16 protein-coding genes are annotated in these 17181 nt (G+C 47.6%); 8 read left to right on the top strand and 8 right to left on the bottom strand.

Annotation, left to right across the window (positions count from 1 at the left end; genetic code table 11):
- Positions 1-132: 132 nt before the first annotated feature.
- The 7 genes from H7U12_RS05310 to H7U12_RS05340 all read right to left on the bottom strand — a co-directional run bounded on the left by H7U12_RS05310 (position 133) and on the right by H7U12_RS05340 (position 6494).
- The gene (locus tag H7U12_RS05310) at positions 133-1317 is read right to left on the bottom strand and encodes an alpha/beta hydrolase (RefSeq protein ID WP_241749158.1); all 1185 of its coding nucleotides are present in this window, start codon (positions 1315-1317) and stop codon (positions 133-135) included.
- 160 nt (positions 1318-1477) lie between these two features.
- Positions 1478-1819 (bottom strand): cyclophilin-like fold protein, encoded by a 342-nt coding sequence (locus tag H7U12_RS05315; RefSeq protein ID WP_241749160.1) that lies wholly within the window; start codon positions 1817-1819, stop codon positions 1478-1480.
- A gap of 315 nt (positions 1820-2134) precedes the next feature.
- Entirely contained in the window at positions 2135-3298 is a 1164-nt protein-coding gene (locus H7U12_RS05320) for an aldo/keto reductase (RefSeq protein WP_186634077.1), read from the bottom strand.
- An 81-nt stretch (positions 3299-3379) separates the two neighbouring features.
- Complete coding sequence (locus H7U12_RS05325; RefSeq protein WP_186634080.1) at positions 3380-3883, bottom strand: cupin domain-containing protein; 504 nt, start codon at positions 3881-3883, stop codon at positions 3380-3382.
- A gap of 108 nt (positions 3884-3991) precedes the next feature.
- Complete coding sequence (locus tag H7U12_RS05330; protein ID WP_186634083.1) at positions 3992-4735, bottom strand: SDR family oxidoreductase; 744 nt, start codon at positions 4733-4735, stop codon at positions 3992-3994.
- A 67-nt stretch (positions 4736-4802) separates the two neighbouring features.
- Positions 4803-5894, bottom strand: a complete 1092-nt coding sequence (locus tag H7U12_RS05335) for an alpha/beta hydrolase (protein WP_241749162.1) — start codon at positions 5892-5894, stop codon at positions 4803-4805.
- A 33-nt stretch (positions 5895-5927) separates the two neighbouring features.
- On the bottom strand, positions 5928-6494 hold the full coding sequence (locus H7U12_RS05340) for a sugar O-acetyltransferase (protein ID WP_186634090.1): 567 nt from the start codon (positions 6492-6494) through the stop codon (positions 5928-5930).
- Between the two features lie 117 nt (positions 6495-6611).
- Between H7U12_RS05340 and H7U12_RS05345 the strand changes: the two genes are divergently transcribed.
- Complete coding sequence (locus tag H7U12_RS05345) at positions 6612-7439, top strand: helix-turn-helix domain-containing protein (protein ID WP_186634093.1); 828 nt, start codon at positions 6612-6614, stop codon at positions 7437-7439.
- Positions 7440-8269: 830 nt separating this feature from the next.
- On the opposite strand, the gene H7U12_RS05350 is transcribed toward H7U12_RS05345, so the two are convergent.
- Positions 8270-9133 (bottom strand): helix-turn-helix domain-containing protein, encoded by an 864-nt coding sequence (locus tag H7U12_RS05350; RefSeq protein ID WP_186634096.1) that lies wholly within the window; start codon positions 9131-9133, stop codon positions 8270-8272.
- 322 nt (positions 9134-9455) lie between these two features.
- On the opposite strand from H7U12_RS05350, the gene hxlB reads away from it, so the two are divergent.
- The 7 genes from hxlB to H7U12_RS05385 all read left to right on the top strand — a co-directional run bounded on the left by hxlB (position 9456) and on the right by H7U12_RS05385 (position 16893).
- On the top strand, positions 9456-10040 hold the full coding sequence (gene hxlB / locus H7U12_RS05355) for a 6-phospho-3-hexuloisomerase (protein WP_186634099.1): 585 nt from the start codon (positions 9456-9458) through the stop codon (positions 10038-10040).
- A 50-nt stretch (positions 10041-10090) separates the two neighbouring features.
- Positions 10091-10723, top strand: a complete 633-nt coding sequence (gene hxlA, locus H7U12_RS05360; protein ID WP_186634102.1) for a 3-hexulose-6-phosphate synthase — start codon at positions 10091-10093, stop codon at positions 10721-10723.
- A gap of 507 nt (positions 10724-11230) precedes the next feature.
- Positions 11231-12043 (top strand): hypothetical protein, encoded by an 813-nt coding sequence (locus tag H7U12_RS05365; RefSeq protein ID WP_186634106.1) that lies wholly within the window; start codon positions 11231-11233, stop codon positions 12041-12043.
- 525 nt (positions 12044-12568) lie between these two features.
- Complete coding sequence (locus tag H7U12_RS05370; RefSeq protein ID WP_186634109.1) at positions 12569-13039, top strand: hypothetical protein; 471 nt, start codon at positions 12569-12571, stop codon at positions 13037-13039.
- Positions 13040-13185: 146 nt separating this feature from the next.
- Positions 13186-13971, top strand: a complete 786-nt coding sequence (locus tag H7U12_RS05375) for a hypothetical protein (protein ID WP_186634113.1) — start codon at positions 13186-13188, stop codon at positions 13969-13971.
- A gap of 11 nt (positions 13972-13982) precedes the next feature.
- On the top strand, positions 13983-15668 hold the full coding sequence (locus H7U12_RS05380) for a hypothetical protein (protein WP_186634117.1): 1686 nt from the start codon (positions 13983-13985) through the stop codon (positions 15666-15668).
- Positions 15652-16893 carry a radical SAM protein gene (locus tag H7U12_RS05385; protein ID WP_186634120.1) on the top strand — a complete coding sequence of 414 codons (1242 nt, stop codon included), beginning with the start codon at positions 15652-15654 and terminating at the stop codon, positions 16891-16893. The genes H7U12_RS05380 and H7U12_RS05385 overlap by 17 nt, the downstream gene beginning before the upstream one ends.
- Positions 16894-17181: the final 288 nt, after the last annotated feature.

A 17181-nucleotide genomic window follows, 5' to 3' on the forward strand; every position in this document is an offset into this window, starting at 1 on the left:
GTGATCTCATAACGACGCATAGGCTTTTTGATACTCTAACAACTGCCAGGAAAAATAATTCTACAATTGTCAACGCGCCCTAAAACTATCTATACTTTTTGGGTGTAGCATGCCGGAACATAGCAGCCACTATCAACCTTTAAAGAAAACGTGGTTAAAGAAGGATTGCATCTCAGCCGCATACTTCACCCCATACCTAGCGAAAGTCGCCCTCGTTGCCGCATCCGGTTTCCAATCGAAAAAGGCATGCCCGGCACCCTCCACTTGGATATATTGCACCGGCTGCCCAGCCGCTTTCAGCGCATCCACATACCGCTGCACCATGGCATGGGGTACTATCTGATCCTCGGTACCCCGTACCATAAAGTGCGGAAGGGCGCGTTCGCTTACGTTAGGCACATGCTTCAATGGGGAGATGGCGTCCCAATACGCTTGGTCGGTTTGCTCCAGTAATTCTTTGAAATCAGACGCATCGGAGGCGCCATAACTGGGGGCCACGGCCCTGATCGCGCTGGTGATCTCGATCTTCACCTCGTCAACTGATTTGCCCTTCGGCAGGTAGGTGGGCATGTATTGGTAAACCCCATTGCTTGCCCCGAAGCCACCTGCGCCGATGAGAGGGCTTAGCGTTGCCGCAGCCTCCGCTAGATGCCCGCCAGCGCTGTCGCCGGTAACCCCTATGCGGTTTGGATCGCCGCCATACCACGCGGCATGTTCTTGGATATGGGCGATGGCCCCAAAGACATCCTCTATCAGGCTATGCATGTAGGTGGGCCGGGGTTCCCCGTCAAGTTTGTTTATCCAGCGGTAATCAATGCTGATCACCACGTACTTGCCGCCTTTCACCAGTTCGCGGGCCAGACCTCGCATGATATCCTCGTTGTTGGAAGACCAGCCGCCCCCGTGTATGATCACGATGATGGGAAGCTTCTTGGCGCCTTTGGGTGAATAGACATCGTACTTCAGGGGCTTCACCCCGGGCTTTGCACAAACTACGTCTTGGGTTACCTTGATGTCCTTCACCAGCGAACGCGGCACAAAGGTTGCCCCGACCACCATGTCCTTGGTGACCGTGATCTTCATCTCGTGCGAAAAACTTTCGTGACTCGTCGTGCCCCAGATGCCTCCTTTTACCGTGTAGTACACCGCATCCAGGCTGAACCCGGAGGCTGGCTTGGCTTTGACCGTCAAGACCGTGCCCGCCGACACTTTGCCGTCTGCCGGAAGTTTGGGAGTGATTGTATAAGACCCGCTCTCAGCCGGAACAGGCGTTACCGTGAAAGTTTCCGCGAGGGATTCTTCAACTTTCGGGAACAATAAGGCGGCAGCGGAATTCGTGCTGAAAACAAATAATACGGCAACCAAGGCGACCATCATGGCTAGCAGCTTGCAGATTGGTCTATTCATAAACCTAAGTTTCAAATGTTCAGGATTTTACTTTTAGGCAATTTCGCCTCCCTCTTCTTTCATGAAAGTTTTATTCCAGTTCAAACGTGACGGTGACATCCCTTGATCCCAACGCAGCCGCAAGCCCCTCCGGGTCATTGACGCGGCCCAGCCTGGTATAGCTGTAGGGAGTGGGGAAAGTTTTGTAGAAAAGCACCAGGGTTCTGGAGCCGTACAGCATCAGGTCGCCGTTCTTGATGGTGCCGGGATTGGCCGCGTTGGTCGGTAAGCCGGCAGAGAAATCATAGTACTTCTCATTGCTGTTCAGGTCGCGCATGTTGATGGTCAGCGGCAGCAAGGCCTTGAAGGCGGTTGCCGAAGCATTGTCATACAGCGTGGCCGTGAAGGTACTGGTACCGAAACTTATCTTCATCTTACTTCCTCTTGGGTTAAGGGTGTCGTTTCCGTTCGTGTTTCCTGCTCCAGGAATGCTGGTCTGTGAAGGATCTTCAACGCAGGAGGCAAAACCTGCGGAAAGGAATAGTAGGGAGAAAATGATAACCAGTGATAACTTCATCGCATTTATGGTTTAAAAGCCTCTTTATTAATTGATGCTGCATTGTCAACGCTGCTACCTGTAGCGGATAGCTGATCTTTCATCTACCCGCCTGTATGGGAACTCTCTTCAGAACCTTGCAGGGATTTGGTGTATTCTTTTTACAGAAACAGAGTACAATCCTAGTCATGGTTAATATTCCACCCGCGACTGTTGCAGCGCATCATAGCGATCACCCACAACACCTATCTTCTCTATTTTGCCTTCTATCTCCTTTATCTCGGCTGCGGTTAAGACAAAGTCAGCAGCTCGTAGATCTTCCTCCAAATGCGAGAGCTTGGTGGTACCAGGCAAAGGAACTATAAAAGGGTATTTAGAAAGCATACAGCTAAGGCATATCTGAGAGGAAGTCATGCCCCTTGTCTTGCCGAACTCATTCAGCGCCTCTACAATCCGGATGTTTGATCGTAATGCCTCCGGTTGGAACCGAGGCCATGCACCCCTAATGTCATTCGTTTTCAAATCAGAGTATTCGGTCAAGTTGCCACCCAGCAAACCGCGGCATAGCGGACTATAGGCGACAAACCCTATCTCCAGTTCCTGCAAAGTGGAAAAGATGAAATTTTCGGGCAGTCTGGTCATAAAGGAATACTCGCTTTGCACAGCCGTAACAGGGCAGACGGCGTGTGCCTTTCTGATGGTCTCTGCTTTTGCTTCACTGAGGCCAAAGTGCAGCACCTTTCCGGCTTTTATAAGGTCCTTTACGGCACCTGCAACTTCTTCAATGGGCACGTTGGGATCAACCCGGTGCTGATAGAACAGGTCAATGCGGTCGGTTTTGAGGCGCTTGAGTGATTGGTCCACCACCTTACGGATGTGCTCTGGTCTACTGTTCAAGCCATTTTTACCCTCAATATCAAAACCAAACTTGGTGGAGATGGCAACTTTGTTGCGGATGGGTGCAAGTGCCTCTCCGACTAATTCTTCGTTAACATAGGGCCCATATACCTCGGCGGTATCGAAAAAGTTGCAGCCACGTTCCGCAGCATCCCTGATTAGTTTGACCATGCTCTTATGGTCGGGATGGGTCCCGCGGCCGGTGTGCATACCCATGCAGCCCAACTGAATGGCCGACACCTCAAGCGGATTCTTCTTTGAGCCTAAAGTCCGTTTCTTGGTTAAGATGGTACCAAGGCCTCTTTTCTTCTCCATATCCCGTGAGGCAGTGGCATAACTATTGACGGGTCCTGCAGCTAGTGCCCCTATACCCAACAAGGTTGCGGCCTTCAGGAAGTCCCTCCGTATTGACGCATCTGGGTTTTTATTACCTGACTGATCACCTTTATTCTTTTCCATCGCTTTTATCTTTTCGTGAAACACCTAAGCTTTGCCGATCACCCTCTACTCGGAACGGCTGATTGATCCTTTTTAAGGAGTTTATTTAGAACTGCCGTATTCTTCATCCGAGACAGGATGCAACCACTGCACAATGCCTTTCTCTGTGTTTGGGATGATGTACATCTGCTGCATGCCCTTTTCAGGGCTAGCCCCGTGCCAATGGGTCACATTGGGCGGGCATTTTACCACATCGCCTTTTTTGAGGGTTTGCCTGGGCTGGCCCTTTACCTGGTGGAATCCCTCCCCGTCGGTGATAATCAGGATCTGACCGGCCGGATGGGTGTGCCAATTGCTTCTGGCCCCGGGCTCAAAATAGACGTTGCCCACGAGCGTGTTATACACAGAATCATTGGCAACCAGGCCTGTATTCCAGGCTTTGCCGGTGAAGTTTTCCGCCGGCCCTGCCTCGCCTTTAGGGAAGATGGCTTGGGTTTCACCGTTTTCGGTATTGTTTGGAGCCTGATTATTGCAGCTAACGGTGAAAAGTGCTGCCAAAGCAATGGCGACTAGAGGCGCTGCTGTCCTAATTCTGAATAGGTTCATATCTTGAGAGTTTGGATTCCGTTGGCCAGCTATGGCATTGGCGGGGCTAAAAATTTCGGTGACTACTAATCAATACAGACCTAGCTTTGATACAGGCCTGCTACTGGCTTACAGTTCCTGGGCGGTCGGCCGGAAAAGGATCTCGTTGATATCGACATCTGCTGGTTGGCTGATGGCAAAGGCAACCAGCCTGGCAAAGGCGTCGGGGGTAACCCCAACCTGTCCTACGTAGCTTTGGTTTGCCTCTTTAATGTCATTTTCGCTGATGTGCTCGAGAAGCTCCGTCTTCACGGCGCCTGGGGAGATGATGGTAGTGCGGATGTTGTAAGGCTTCACCTCTTGGCGTAGCCCCTCAGACAAGGCACGCACGCCAAACTTGGTCGCTGAGTAAACCGCGGAGCCATGGAAAATCAAGTGGCCGGCCACCGAAGAGACATTGATAATATGGCCGGACTTCTGCTCCTCCATGTGGGGAAGCGCGGCAGCGATGCCGTAGAGTACCCCTTTCAGGTTGACATCTATCATTTGGTCCCACTCATCCACATTCAGGCGCTCAAGCGGTGAGAGCGGCATGATGCCTGCGTTATTGAGAACCACATCAACCCGGCCAAACTGCTCCACGGCCGCATCCACTAGGTTTTGCACCTGCTCACGCTTTGTGACGTCAGTGGTTATGGCGATGGCCCTGCCACCATTCCCGTTGATTTCCTCCGCTAATACTTCTATGCGCTCACCACGCCGGGCCCCTAGTGCCACGGCTGCACCCATTGCCGATAGGTGGCGGGCAGTTTCCTGGCCCAAGCCACTGCTTGCCCCTGTGATGACGATTACTTTTCCTTCGATGTTATTCATGGTTTTAGATTCGGTTTGTGATAAAAGTTAACTGGCTAGGTCAAATGCGGACAGCTGCATTTTAGGTTCAGTTTGGTTGATTCGGCTGCAAAACGCTTCCTGGCTGAAAGCTCTTCCTGAAGAAGGTTTCCAGCTTGTCAAATGGTATCTTATCCAGCCTGTCGTACAGGTCCACGTGGTCTGCCTTCGGTACAATCACCAACTCCTTCGGTCCCGGAGCCATTTTATAGACATCCTCAGAGTAATAACGGGAGTGGGCATTCTCACCCGCAATCAGCATGATGGGGCGGGGAGAAATCATCTCGATGTTCGCGGCCATTGGGAAGTTGAAGAAGGACATGGGGGTGGTAGCGGTCCAAGCAGTGGTGGAGTTGATGGACCTGGGGTGGAAACCGCGTTTTGTGCGGTAATAATCGAAAAAGGAGGCTAAAACAGGGTCTGGATTCTTTGGAAGCGCTTCCGGAAGCACCCGGGTACCTTTTACGATGTTGCCGTTCTCGTCAAACGGAACTTCGTGTAAGCCTAAAGCATGTTTTCCGCTTTCTGCATCTGCCCAACGCTGCTGGCTCAGGTACTCAATCACCTTCTTGCGCTGCTCCGTCGTATAGCTGTCTTTGTGGCTGCGGCTCATGCTGCGGGACATATCGTACATGGAGGCAGTGGCAACGGCCTTGATCCGGCTGTCGCTGGTGGCGGCCGTAAGTGCCATCCCGCTCAAACCGCATATGCCCACCACCCCAATCCGGTTGCGGTCTACCGAGGGTAACAAGCCGATATAGTCCAAGGCTGCGCTGAAGTCTTCGGTGAAAATATCAGGCGAGGCCACGTTCCGCACCTCTCCGCCGCTTTCGCCGGTGAAGGAGGGGTCGAACGCCAAGGTCACGAATCCTCTGGCCGCCAACTCGTTTGCGTACAACCCCGAAGATTGCTCTTTTACCGCCCCAAACGGACCGCTCAAAATAAGGGCAGGCAGTTTTTGATTTGTGGCACTTCTTGGCGTATACAAATCACCTTTAACGGTGATCCCGAAACGGTTCTTGAAGGTTACTTCCTTTCGGGTAACTTTATTGCTTAATTGAAAGGTATACTGGTCTTTATTATTCGCTTTTGATTTTGAAGTCTGGCTAAATGCTTGCCCGCTGATAATTAGGCTAAGCATAACTATTATGATTTTTCTCATTGCTTTAGTAGCTTATATTGTCTTGATGATTTTCGCAGGGATTCCCCCCACAACGGTATTATCCGGCACATCCTTAGAAACCACGGCACCTGCCGCTACCACAGAATTTTCTCCAATGGTTACCCCTTGCAGAATGGTTGCGCTGGCACCAATCCAAGCATTTTTCTTAATGTGAATTGGTTTAGGGACGAGTGATTGCCTGCTGCCAGTAGGAATAGGATGCCCCTCTGTTAATAGGCTGACCTTAGGGGCAATCATCACATTGTCTTCAATGGTAATGCCCCCCAAGTCCAGGAAAGTACAATCAAAGTTGATGAACACTTTTTTACCGATTCGGGTGTTCTTTCCATAATTGATTTGAAAAGGAGGGAAAACAGCTGTGCTGGGATCTACCTCAGTACCAGTTATTTCGCTGAGCAGCTTTCTTATTTTTCCAGGATCTGCTTCCGTGTTCATCTGGATGAGCAGTAGTCGGGTTTCATCACAGGCATGGATGATCCTGTAGTAATCCGGATCATTGAATGGGACAGCTTCGCCGTTTAGCAGCCTTTGAAAGATATCACTGTGTTGTGGCTCCATTTTCCTATAATTAATGATGATGCAAATATCGCAAGGCTTGTTGTTCCATTTGTTACACATCTTGCGTATATAGTGTCAAAAACCACGCATTGCTATGCGTACTAGATTAGAATTGAAATGACTGAAGGAAAGGAAGATATAGTTGTTTTACTTGAAGCAGTAGGTTATGTGCAGTTTCCTGAAGACTATCTGCAGCGTTATCAAACCCATATATTCTGTCACCGAGGATATATGAGCTTTGTCTTCAATGATATTCCCTACAGATGCAAAGCCGGGGAATTTGTGTTTTGGTTTGCTGACAGCAAGGTGACGAATCTGGCTTTTTCCAAGAACTTCAAAGCGACCGCTTTATTTGTGGAAAGAGATTTTCTGAACGACAATATTCCAGACCTAAGTTGGAGTATTGATGTTTTGTTGCATTCAAAGGAAAACCCTGTTTTGCACCTGAATGATCAAAACGATAATCAAAGAGTGATTTCAAATTTCAAACTCCTGCACAAAAGATCTTTGGAGCGAGAACACCATTTTTACAATGAAGTCTTGAAGTTGCAAATGCAGCTGTTTATTCTTGAGATGTGGCACACTTTCGCCAATGAATATGAACATCGCAGGCGCACATTGGAAAGCGGGTCAATCTATGAGCACTTTATGCTGTTGGTGCAGGAGCATTGCATGAAAGAGCGGGAGGTTCAGTTTTACGCCAACCGCCTTCACATCACCGCTAAGCATTTGAATTTTGTTTGCAAGCAGAACACGGGGTTTACCGCGTCAGAATGGGTGCATCGTTTTGCAAGGGAAAGGGTTATCCTTATCTTGCAGAACAAGAACCTGAACATTGCTGAGGTCGCCGATGAAATGAACTTCTCAAGCCGGTCTTTTTTCACCCGGTATGTGAAAAAAGTGTTGGGAGTCACCCCGAGGGAATACAGGGAACGCTTAGGGTAAAAAAGAGAGATATGCTATAGAGCAATCTTGGCTTTTCAGCTTGAGTACAACTACAGTGCATGGTACCCCAGTTCCTGGCTCATTCGTTGGAATCCCTTATACTGCTTTCCATCACCCTTTAGCACAACTTCCGCACCCATACCTAATTGATGACAAAAAGCAGATAACCTATCTACATGAAATAGACCCTTTTGAATAAACTAGGGCTTCATAGACTTTACCGAAGACTACTAGAAGAAGTAAATTTTCGTAGCTTATAATGGACCTTATGTAAAGCTTAGAAGGCTACTCTTAGTCCCTAATTTCAATTACATAAAACAGTCCTAATTTAAAAAGTCAAACCTCCTCACTCCTATTGTAAATAGTCACCCAAGGCTATTAGATCACTGTAGAAAAAGTTCGATAATTCACTCCTACGGTCTACAGAGTAAAAAAAGCCGCTTCAGGAAACTGGAGCGGCTTTTTAGTTAGGTAAAATCAACAAATACCCCTTTGGCTAATTTAGTTGTTTATAAGACGGCAAACGTATCAACCATTCTAAGCTGTTTTGGGAACTTTCGCATTACCTTGCATTTAAGCGTAGCCTTGTTGCCAAGGAATGGATGCCGATATGTGAAAAAAGGAAAAGAAAATACCCAAGCGTGAGCACACATCATAGACTGGACCTGATATTAAGAGATGCATCGTCTTATAAACTTTTCTCACTCACATTAGACAGCATCGTCAAAAACTGACAAAAAGCAGAAACAAGAAAGCTCTCATTTGGTGACTCCTAGGAGCTGAAGCTCCAAAAAGTGCATGTTATTGATGCGTCAGACCTGTTCCCCACATCAAATCAACGTATTTTCTTTCAAAGCAATGTGGTTGTGTACCTGTTTTTTAAAATGTTCAGGTGTTTGAGCTGTGTGCTGCTTAAAAAAGCGACTGAAGTATGGGTACTCCTTAAACTCAAGTAGGTATGCTATTTCTTTAAGCGTATGATCACTGTGTATAATCTGTCTTTTTGCCTCAAGAATAACCCTGTCATGAATTAATTGTAGTCCTGTCTTTTGTAGCTTTTCTTTTAGTATCTGATTTAAACGCTTCGGGCTAACACCTATCTTATCGGCATAAAAGTCTGTGTTCCTGATCAGCAAATAGTTCTCCTCCAACAAAAGCATAAACTCATATACTCTTTTCTGATTGACATCCTGTGTAGTGAATACATGCTCTTTGATCCGGATAATATTCAGAAGAAAAGCTTTGAGCAAAGACTGAATGATTAGCAAGCTATAATCTTCTTTTTGATACTCCTCTTCCATCAGGTCATACACCTTACAAAGCTGGTCCGACAGTTCCTCACTAACCTTCAGGAAGGAATATTCTCCCTGGAAGTTGAATATCTTGAAAACATCAAGTGAGAACTCCTTTGCCTCTTCATCCAGCAAGTCTCTTTTAAAGGATAACAGAACACCTTTCTTCCCAGCCTTGTTTAACTGATGTACCCGGTAGGGCGGCAGCAAATAAATCCAGTGTCCCTTCTCTGGTTGACCTTCATCCTTTAAAGCATGTAAGGGGTATTCATTCTTTAGCCAGACCACTTCAAAGAAATCTTTTCTACCAGGGTCATTCAAATAGCTGGGCGGGCAGTTGGCAAGGTTTCTTATATAGATAAGTGAATTATTCAGCCCATGCGTTTCTTTTCCTTCTATCATAAAATCTACTTATCAATCTACGCTACTTTATCTTATCCGCAACACCAGCGATGACGGAACGACCAACCGGGCCTTACAGTCACGAAAAAATTGTATGATGCTGCAAAAATACAGTTTCATTTTCTAAAATAAGATTTTGGTACCTGCCGCGGTAGAGATGCCACTGGCACAGTTTCTAAATTGTCCAACACAATGCGCTGATTGTATAAGACCAGCCTTTCTTCTCGGCCCTACCTTTGCAACAGCTTTAAGGAAGAGCTTTATGGCGAAAATTTTATGCGAAATCTCGCTGTAGCAAGTATAATTTTAAGCCTACCATAACATGTTACAGACAAAGAGCCAGGACATAGCAGCTTCTCTGCAGGCGAATGTGGCGCTTATATTGGAAGAAAACCGAAAGCTGGCTGATAGAATCCAATACAGTGAAGTAGCTACCATCATTCCCTTCATACAAGGTGCTGAACGGATTTTCTTAGTGGGTGCAGGACGTTCCGGACTTGCCTTGCAATCAGCGGCCATGCGCCTCATGCACCTTGGCCTTTCTGTTTTTGTGGTCGGAGAAACAATAACTCCAGCCATAAGGGAGGGAGATTTGCTTCTGGCCGCCTCTGGATCCGGCACGACAAGTTCTATAGTGAAAGCGGCAGAAAAAGCGGTTGCTGCCGGGGCCAAAGTTGTAGCACTCTCTACTACAGCTGCCTCGCCCTTGGCAATGCTGGCAGCGCATGCAATAATTGTTCCGGCCGCACAGAAAGAAGACCATGGCACCACCGTTTCAGAGCAATATGCTGGCAGCTTGTTTGAGCAGGCCATCCTTGTCCTAACAGATGCCGTCTTCCAAACTTTATGGAGCTTAGACAAAACGCCTGCTGAGGAACTCTGGAAGCGGCATGCGAACCTTGAATAACCAAAGTAAAAACCCAAAAGAAGAATCTTTTACATTAACGAAACATAACAATGGCCAAATTACAAGTAGCAATAGATTTATTAACGACAGCCGACGCTTTGGCGCTTGCCGAAAAAGTAGCTCCGTATATTGATATCATTGAACTGGGAACACCTTTGATCAAGAGTGAAGGTCTGGCAGTGATTACAGCAATGAAAGAAGCTTTCCCAAATAAAATCGTTTTCGCAGATTTCAAAACAGCGGATGCTGGTGCCCTTGAAGCAGAAATGGCTTTCAAAGCTGGCGCAGACTTAGTTACAGTGCTGGCTACAACTGGTAATGCAACCATAGCAGGAGCTGTTAAAGCTGCTAAACAATATGGTAAAGGAGTAGTGGTTGACACCATTGGAGAGACCGACCGCGTGAAGCGTGCGCAGGAAGTAACAGCGTTAGGCGTTGAGTTTGTAGAACTGCACGCAGGTCTTGACGAGCAGGCACAACCGGGTTACTCAATCCAGGTGTTGATTGATGAAGCGGCTCGTGTTGGCGTACCCGTATCTATCGCAGGTGGGGTAAACATAAACAACATTGCAGCTGTAAAACAAGCAGGTGTTAAGGTTGTAGTAGCGGGAGCATCGATTTACAGTTCCGCTGACCCAGCAGCAGCTGCTAAAGCTCTTCGTGAAGCACTTGATGCCGCTTGATAAAAACTTAATTAACAAGTCAATCACAGGGCTGCAGAGGCTGTCAATTACACGGTGTAATTTTCACTGTCCTATTCAAACACTTCCCAAAGCATCCAAATCTATGTGGATATAGTTTAACACTTCAATTCTACCAACTAAAACGCACAAAAAGCCGCTTCAGTAAACTGGAGCGGCTTTTTTCATTTTCATCGGATAGGTGTATACAGGCTTATTCTAAAATCAGCACCCCGCTACTGGCCGAATGATGCTATGTCTTAAATCATGGAGGAGTCGCTTTCAACTATTACCTCCTTTTCCCCAATGACAAACAGGTGGTGTCAGTGGTCAATGTAGCTGACAGACTGTCGTCTAACGCACAGCCTAAATAACGGGAAACTCTGTGAAGGTCATCCTAAGCTCCCCTGAAAACATGCATAGAAAACAATAAGCCCCAAGTCAGGTTATATGGACTAAAGGTCATCTCGTTTGCGTAGAGTACAAGACAAGGGACTAGGCCGAGCTACTATGAAAAATATCAGAACACTGGCGGTATTGAATGCTTTGTTTTTTCTGCTGCATTTTGTGCCGTCGCAGTTGACGCAACTGAAACTATTCAATAATCAAACCATTGGGGATGTGTCAGACAAGTACCCGGCGCTGTTTACTCCAGCAGGTTTAACCTTCTCTATCTGGGGTGTGATCTACCTTGCGCTGACGGCCTTCTGCATCTATCATTTAATTAAGGCCTATAAGGAGCCGGCTGAGCATGAGGCCAACCGAGACCTACAAAAAGCAGGATACCTCTTCATGCTCAACAATCTGGCAACGGGCGCCTGGACCCTGGCTTGGGTGCATGAGTGGCTGGTAGTCTCAGGGCTGCTTATATTCATCCAACTGGCGACCTTGTTGGTGATACACCTGCGGCTCGGGATATTCAACAATGGTCGGTCTGCCGCCTCCCGATGGTTCACCCAGGTGCCGCTGAGTCTCTATTTCGGCTGGATCATTATCGCTTCCGTTGCCAATGTAAGCTCGGTCTTGGTAGGGTTAGAATGGAACGGCTTGGGACTTACTGCCGGACTCTGGACGACCATCATGATCATCGTTGCCACCATCATTGTCGCCTTTGTGGTCTTTAGCAGAACTAATCCTGTTGTGGGTTTAGTTGGTATTTGGGCGCTCTACGGCATTATTCTAAAGCACCAAGGCTTGGGCGCGGAAGAAAGTCCTCAGCTTATCACTACAGCCTGGATTTGTTTGGCGGTGCTGGCGCTGACAGTAGTATTCGTCTTCTTCAGAAATGCAACACGCAAAAACCGCTTGCAGCAGCAGGCGTAGACATCCCCCTTAACAGAATTGAATACACTTTTCCTACGAATCATTGATTCAGTCAAACCTTCACTTTTTTAGGAACACCTCAACTGTCGTAAATTTTCTGATTGGGAAGACCAAAGGAAATAGCTCTTTCTGATTCAATAATTTAGAAGCGCACCTACCTGTTTTTGGGCTCATTTCCTTAAAACAGGCATAAAACAGAGAAGGCCTTCCGCTCTCAAAATGTAAATTCATCCCGCCACGCATCTATCCTAGCCTCGGCTTCCCGCAATTCTCCAGGTCACCTGGGGCGGAACACCCGTAGAGGCGTGGACCAGCCGGGAACAGTTGCTTTCCTCCTCACTCACCCGCCAAAGAATCCTGCAGAACGATTCAGTGACAGTCGGGCACTTCTTCAAAGACAGCCTGGATCTAGTCCGTTTTTGGGAGATTGTGTACAATCCGAAGTACAAACGATCAAACCATCCCGCCAGCAGGTTTGATGTTTCTACCTGGCCGGAGGTTACCATGCCCGCCACTCTAAAGCATATGGACATGCCCTCCTTTGAAGGAATGGTTTGGTTGCGCAAAACCATTTCCGTTCCGGTGAACATGACCGGCAAGGAGCTAAGCATTCACCTGGGTCACCCGGAGATGAACTATTCCCTTTATTTCAACGGAAAGGAAATCAGCAGGAATGTCTGGAACGCAAGCCCCACCCACCACTACCGTATTCCGGTCCGTATTGTAAAAAGAGGCCAAAACGCACTTACCCTCCGGATGGCCTCCTGGGGGTGGCGGCGGCTTCAATCCTCCGGCAGAAGAAATGTTCCTGACGGACGGCACCACACGCATCAGCCTGGCCGGCGGTTGGAAATACCAGAAAGGGCTGGAACCTTCCATCCCCAAGATCCGCAACAAAGCCCGCCTTCTCTTGTTCTTCTCTCACCAGTAGAATTGGCCTCGTTTTATGAAAGTACCGCAAAAACGTATTTTCAGGAGGCAGAATGCAGGTGTTAAGTTTTCTAATTACCTGCGCCACTCAAAAGCTAACAGCCTACTTACTACGTGCTGGTCTTAAGCAAACAATATTTTTTATTAAAATTTTAAAATTGAAACTAAAAATATTACATTAGAGATATCATCCAGTCTAAACTTTAGGGGAAATGGCGAAGGGAATCGTATTCCTGCTGTGCATGCTAGTAGCTGTGTTATCAGCTAATGGGCAGGATTTGATTACCCGCACCGATGGGGTGGTCTTAAAGGCCACTCAGCTGGAAATCACCCCCAACCTGGTACGGTTTAGACTATTTGAATCTTCGGATACTTTGGTTTATCAGATCAGTCTGACAGACGTAAGATCCATCCAAAAGGAGGATGGCTCTGTACAGACCTTCGCTGCCATTGCTTCTCCCTCTATGGTCCTAGTTGGAAAAGCGTCATTTAATTATGAGACGGACCTTGGTCAAAACATCTTCTTTTTCCATGCTTTTGACCTGATTTACAACAACCTGACTTTTGCCTACGAGCGCATCTTTCCAGCTGGCAAACTTGGCCTGAAGATTCCAGTCACATTTGGTCTCTCCAGGAATTCAGATCAGTACTTCGGCTCATTTCGGGAGAATACGGTTTTCGGAACGGGAGTGGAATTAAAGGTGTACCCCGCAGGACAAGGCAGATTCCGCTATTTTCTGAGCCCGGCAGTTCACCTGAGTACTTTCAGGATTTCCTATTACGCTAACTGGGGACTTGCCGAAGAAAGTACAGCCTCTCTGTATTCTGCCGCAGTAAAGGCCGGAGGATATTACCAGTTCAGTAAAAGGTTTCTTTTCTCAGCAGATTTAGGCATCGGGTATCGGTTTTTCAACCATTCTGGCACTACTGATGAGTACTATATCTACACAAATGAAGTATTTGTTCCTGCCAACATACACATTGGGTTCCGTTTTTAGCCACCATTCCCATGACAAAAAGAAAGGATGCTATTCTGCCAATTCTTCTGCTGTTCCGGCAGCAACTCTTCCAGCGGATTCTGTCGGGGCTGCTGCTCCTCTCCTTTCTGCCGCTGGCCATCAGCTGTAATTATTACCGTTTAAAGGAAGAAAACGCCGTCTCACAGGAGAAATTGGCCAGCTTGCCCAATTACAAGCGGTTTATTCTCCGGCAAGGAGATAACGCGCTAGAATTAAAAGAGATAGCCTTACAGGAAAACACCTTAACCGGAACCGTGCACCCCATCCCGGTGGAATTAATGCCGTTTATAGATAAAAAACCCGGCTCCACCTACCGGTACAAGAAAATCAATGAAGGCGTCGCCCTGAACATTGTCCATCTCTACGTGAACGAGTATGCCCAATCAGACAACAAAGTCTCTATTCCGGTTTCCTCCATCAAACGGATTGATGTCTCCGACAAAGACACGGGTGCCACCATCGCCTCGCACGTGTTAGGCTCCATAGGTATTGCAGCCGGGGCTTTTGCGCTTATCTCCATTATTGCCGTCCTGTTAAAGAGTTCCTGCCCTTTTATCTACGTGAAGGACGGCACCGGCTATCATTTTGTGGGAGAAGCGTACGGAGGAGCCATCTTCGCTCCTTTGGAACGGGATGACTATATGCCCCTGCCTACCCCTGCCTCGTCGGCTAAACAGGTACAGGTCAAAATAACCAATGAATTAAAAGAACGTCAGTACACCAACTTAGCTGAATTGCTGGTGGTTGAGCATGCCCCTGGGGTGCAGGTTCTCCTGGATCAACAGGGAAACGCCCACTCTCTGCAACAGGTTATCCCCCCCCATACCGTAATGGCATCTGACGGAAGAGAGTACACTTCGCTTTTAGCTTCGCAGGACTCTGCTGTGTGGTCGTTCAATGATGCTGCCCCGAAGATGAATTTTGTGGATTTACAGTTTAAAAAACCATCAGGAAGCCAAACCGGCAAACTGCTGCTGTATGCGCAGAACTCGCTTTGGCTGGACTATCTCTATGATGAATTTACCAAACAATTCAAAGGCATTTACAACCACTGGGCCGAAAAACAGAAAGACGTGCCTGCTTCCGAATTATACCAATGGCAAAGAGAGCAGGGAATACCGCTGCTGGTGGAGGTGAAAACGGCAAAAGGCTGGAAAACGGTGGACCGCATACACCCAGTGGGTCCGCTGGCCAGCCGAGATCTGGTAGTTTCTATTCCTCTGGCAGAAGTACCGGGTGAAAACGTACAGGTGCGGTTATCCTGCGGTTTTATGTTCTGGGAGATTGACCGAGCCGGAATGGACTTCACCTCAAACCAGACCATGACTATGCAGAAAATCGCCGCAGCGCAGGCCTATGAGAAATCAGGGCAAAACGTACGCTCCCTGCTCGCCACCTCTGACTCCAGTTACCTGCACCAGTTCTCAGTGGGAGACGCCGTAGCGCTTACTTTCCTGTTACCTGAAAAAGGAAAAGGGAACGTTCAGGCCACCTTTTTGCACACCCGAGGGTATTATGAGCACATCAGGGAATATAGCGGAATCCCGAACCTGGTTTCGCTTAGGGCTTTTGAGAAGCCCGGGCATTTCTACCTGTTTTCCCGCCAACGGTATACCCAATTAGCCGAAGAAAACAACTTCCCTAACCTACTCACAGCCCATGCCACTACTCGCTAAAAACAAAAGTCAGAAAGCTGTCGATGAGGATTTCCAACTTCCTGTTTTACAAGACGCGGGTCCCTCCCTTCGGAAAGGGAAACAAATCAACTCCGTGGTCTTAAATCGTTGGCAGAGTTTCTGGGCGATGGGACGCATCAGGTGGCACTTGTTTCTGCTTATTGCAGGCCGCCTTCATCATCCGCTGAAAGCCATGCAAGCCATGCGCACGTTGATTCAAACGAGGCGAAAGTTCCTGGGAGATTCCGCTTTAAGTAAAGTAGTCAAGGTAGGTGAACGCTATTACTATGAATACAATACTCCGGGCTGGCCCTCTCAGGCCTTTGATGCGTATCATTTAGCCGAGTTAAGCAGGATAGCTCCCATCCAGGAAAAGCCTTTTTACCTGAAGAACGTCATTGTAGCGGTCACCAAAAAATGTGCGCTGCGTTGTGAGCATTGCTTTGAGTGGGATGCTCTGAATGGAAAAGAAACGCTTACGGTGGCAAACCTCCAGAAAATTGTACAGCAGTTTCAGGACTTGGGGGTAGGTCAGCTTCAATTCTCCGGAGGCGAACCCCTGCTCAGGATGCCGGCCTTATTAACTCTCCTCAAAACCGCCCAACCCTCTACCGATTTTTGGGTGCTCACCTCCGGTCATTTGTTGACACTGGCAAATGCGCAGTCGCTTAAAGAAGCAGGGCTCACCGGAGTGACCATTAGCCTTGACCACGTTGATCCTAAGATTCACAATCAATTCAGAGGATTTGCCGCAGCCTATGACTGGGTGGTAGAAGCGGCGAACAATGCCCATCAGGTCGGGTTAGTGGTAGCTCTATCCCTATGCGCCACTAAAAGCTTTATTTCAGAGGAAAACTTGTTCCGCTATGCTGAACTAGCCCGTCAACTGGGTGCGGCCTTTATCCAGGTACTGGAGCCAAGACCTGTTGGGCATTATACAGGCCAGGAAGTAGCTATCACGATTGAGCAGCAGAAACTCCTGGAAGAGTTTTACACGAATCTGAACTACCACCCAGCTTTTCAGCACCTACCCATGGTGGTGTACTATGATTTTCAACGCCGAAGGGCCGGTTGCGCCGCCGCCGCTGACAGGCATGTGTATGTGGATACGGATGGCCGACTCCATGCTTGCCCCTTTTGCCAAAAACCGACTGGTAAGTTCCAAATCAACGATTTCCAAGCAACTTTAGCTTCTCTTCGCCTTGGTGGGTGCCCGGTGGTATAAGCCTCCAAGCAAGATAAACCCTATAGCAACTAGCTTTTCAACTTTTTCTGTTTACCTGTCTATTAAGTAAGAAAAGGCATGTTACTCGATACTTCATCTCATTTTTTAGAATAGATAAGTTTAAAATGCCTTTCATATCTTGTCATTCTCATGCCCATTGTGATATACTACTTTTTAGTATACCTTTTTAAACACATCATCTATACTTAATAAGCAATATTATATTTAAAATAAGTAACTAAATATTATAGCAAACTTTGGAACTATATACCAGCCCGTAGTTGTAGT

The organism is Rufibacter sediminis (assembly GCF_014269285.1).
In the GTDB taxonomy this organism is placed as follows: Bacteria; Bacteroidota; Bacteroidia; order Cytophagales; family Hymenobacteraceae; genus Nibribacter; species Nibribacter sediminis.

What these genes read in the sequence shown, in the direction of transcription:
- H7U12_RS05315 (WP_241749160.1), bottom strand. Translation starts at nt 1,819, where the DNA reads ATGAAGATAAGTTTCGGTACCAGTACCTTCACGGCCACGCTGTATGAC.
- H7U12_RS05320 (WP_186634077.1), bottom strand. Translation starts at nt 3,298, where the DNA reads ATGGAAAAGAATAAAGGTGATCAGTCAGGTAATAAAAACCCAGATGCG.
- H7U12_RS05325 (WP_186634080.1), bottom strand. Translation starts at nt 3,883, where the DNA reads ATGAACCTATTCAGAATTAGGACAGCAGCGCCTCTAGTCGCCATTGCT.
- H7U12_RS05330 (WP_186634083.1), bottom strand. Translation starts at nt 4,735, where the DNA reads ATGAATAACATCGAAGGAAAAGTAATCGTCATCACAGGGGCAAGCAGT.
- H7U12_RS05335 (WP_241749162.1), bottom strand. Translation starts at nt 5,894, where the DNA reads ATGCTTAGCCTAATTATCAGCGGGCAAGCATTTAGCCAGACTTCAAAA.
- H7U12_RS05340 (WP_186634090.1), bottom strand. Translation starts at nt 6,494, where the DNA reads ATGGAGCCACAACACAGTGATATCTTTCAAAGGCTGCTAAACGGCGAA.
- H7U12_RS05345 (WP_186634093.1), top strand. Translation starts at nt 6,612, where the DNA reads ATGACTGAAGGAAAGGAAGATATAGTTGTTTTACTTGAAGCAGTAGGT.
- H7U12_RS05350 (WP_186634096.1), bottom strand. Translation starts at nt 9,133, where the DNA reads ATGATAGAAGGAAAAGAAACGCATGGGCTGAATAATTCACTTATCTAT.
- hxlB (WP_186634099.1), top strand. Translation starts at nt 9,456, where the DNA reads ATGTTACAGACAAAGAGCCAGGACATAGCAGCTTCTCTGCAGGCGAAT.
- hxlA (WP_186634102.1), top strand. Translation starts at nt 10,091, where the DNA reads ATGGCCAAATTACAAGTAGCAATAGATTTATTAACGACAGCCGACGCT.
- H7U12_RS05365 (WP_186634106.1), top strand. Translation starts at nt 11,231, where the DNA reads ATGAAAAATATCAGAACACTGGCGGTATTGAATGCTTTGTTTTTTCTG.
- H7U12_RS05370 (WP_186634109.1), top strand. Translation starts at nt 12,569, where the DNA reads ATGGACATGCCCTCCTTTGAAGGAATGGTTTGGTTGCGCAAAACCATT.
- H7U12_RS05375 (WP_186634113.1), top strand. Translation starts at nt 13,186, where the DNA reads ATGGCGAAGGGAATCGTATTCCTGCTGTGCATGCTAGTAGCTGTGTTA.
- H7U12_RS05380 (WP_186634117.1), top strand. Translation starts at nt 13,983, where the DNA reads ATGACAAAAAGAAAGGATGCTATTCTGCCAATTCTTCTGCTGTTCCGG.
- H7U12_RS05385 (WP_186634120.1), top strand. Translation starts at nt 15,652, where the DNA reads ATGCCACTACTCGCTAAAAACAAAAGTCAGAAAGCTGTCGATGAGGAT.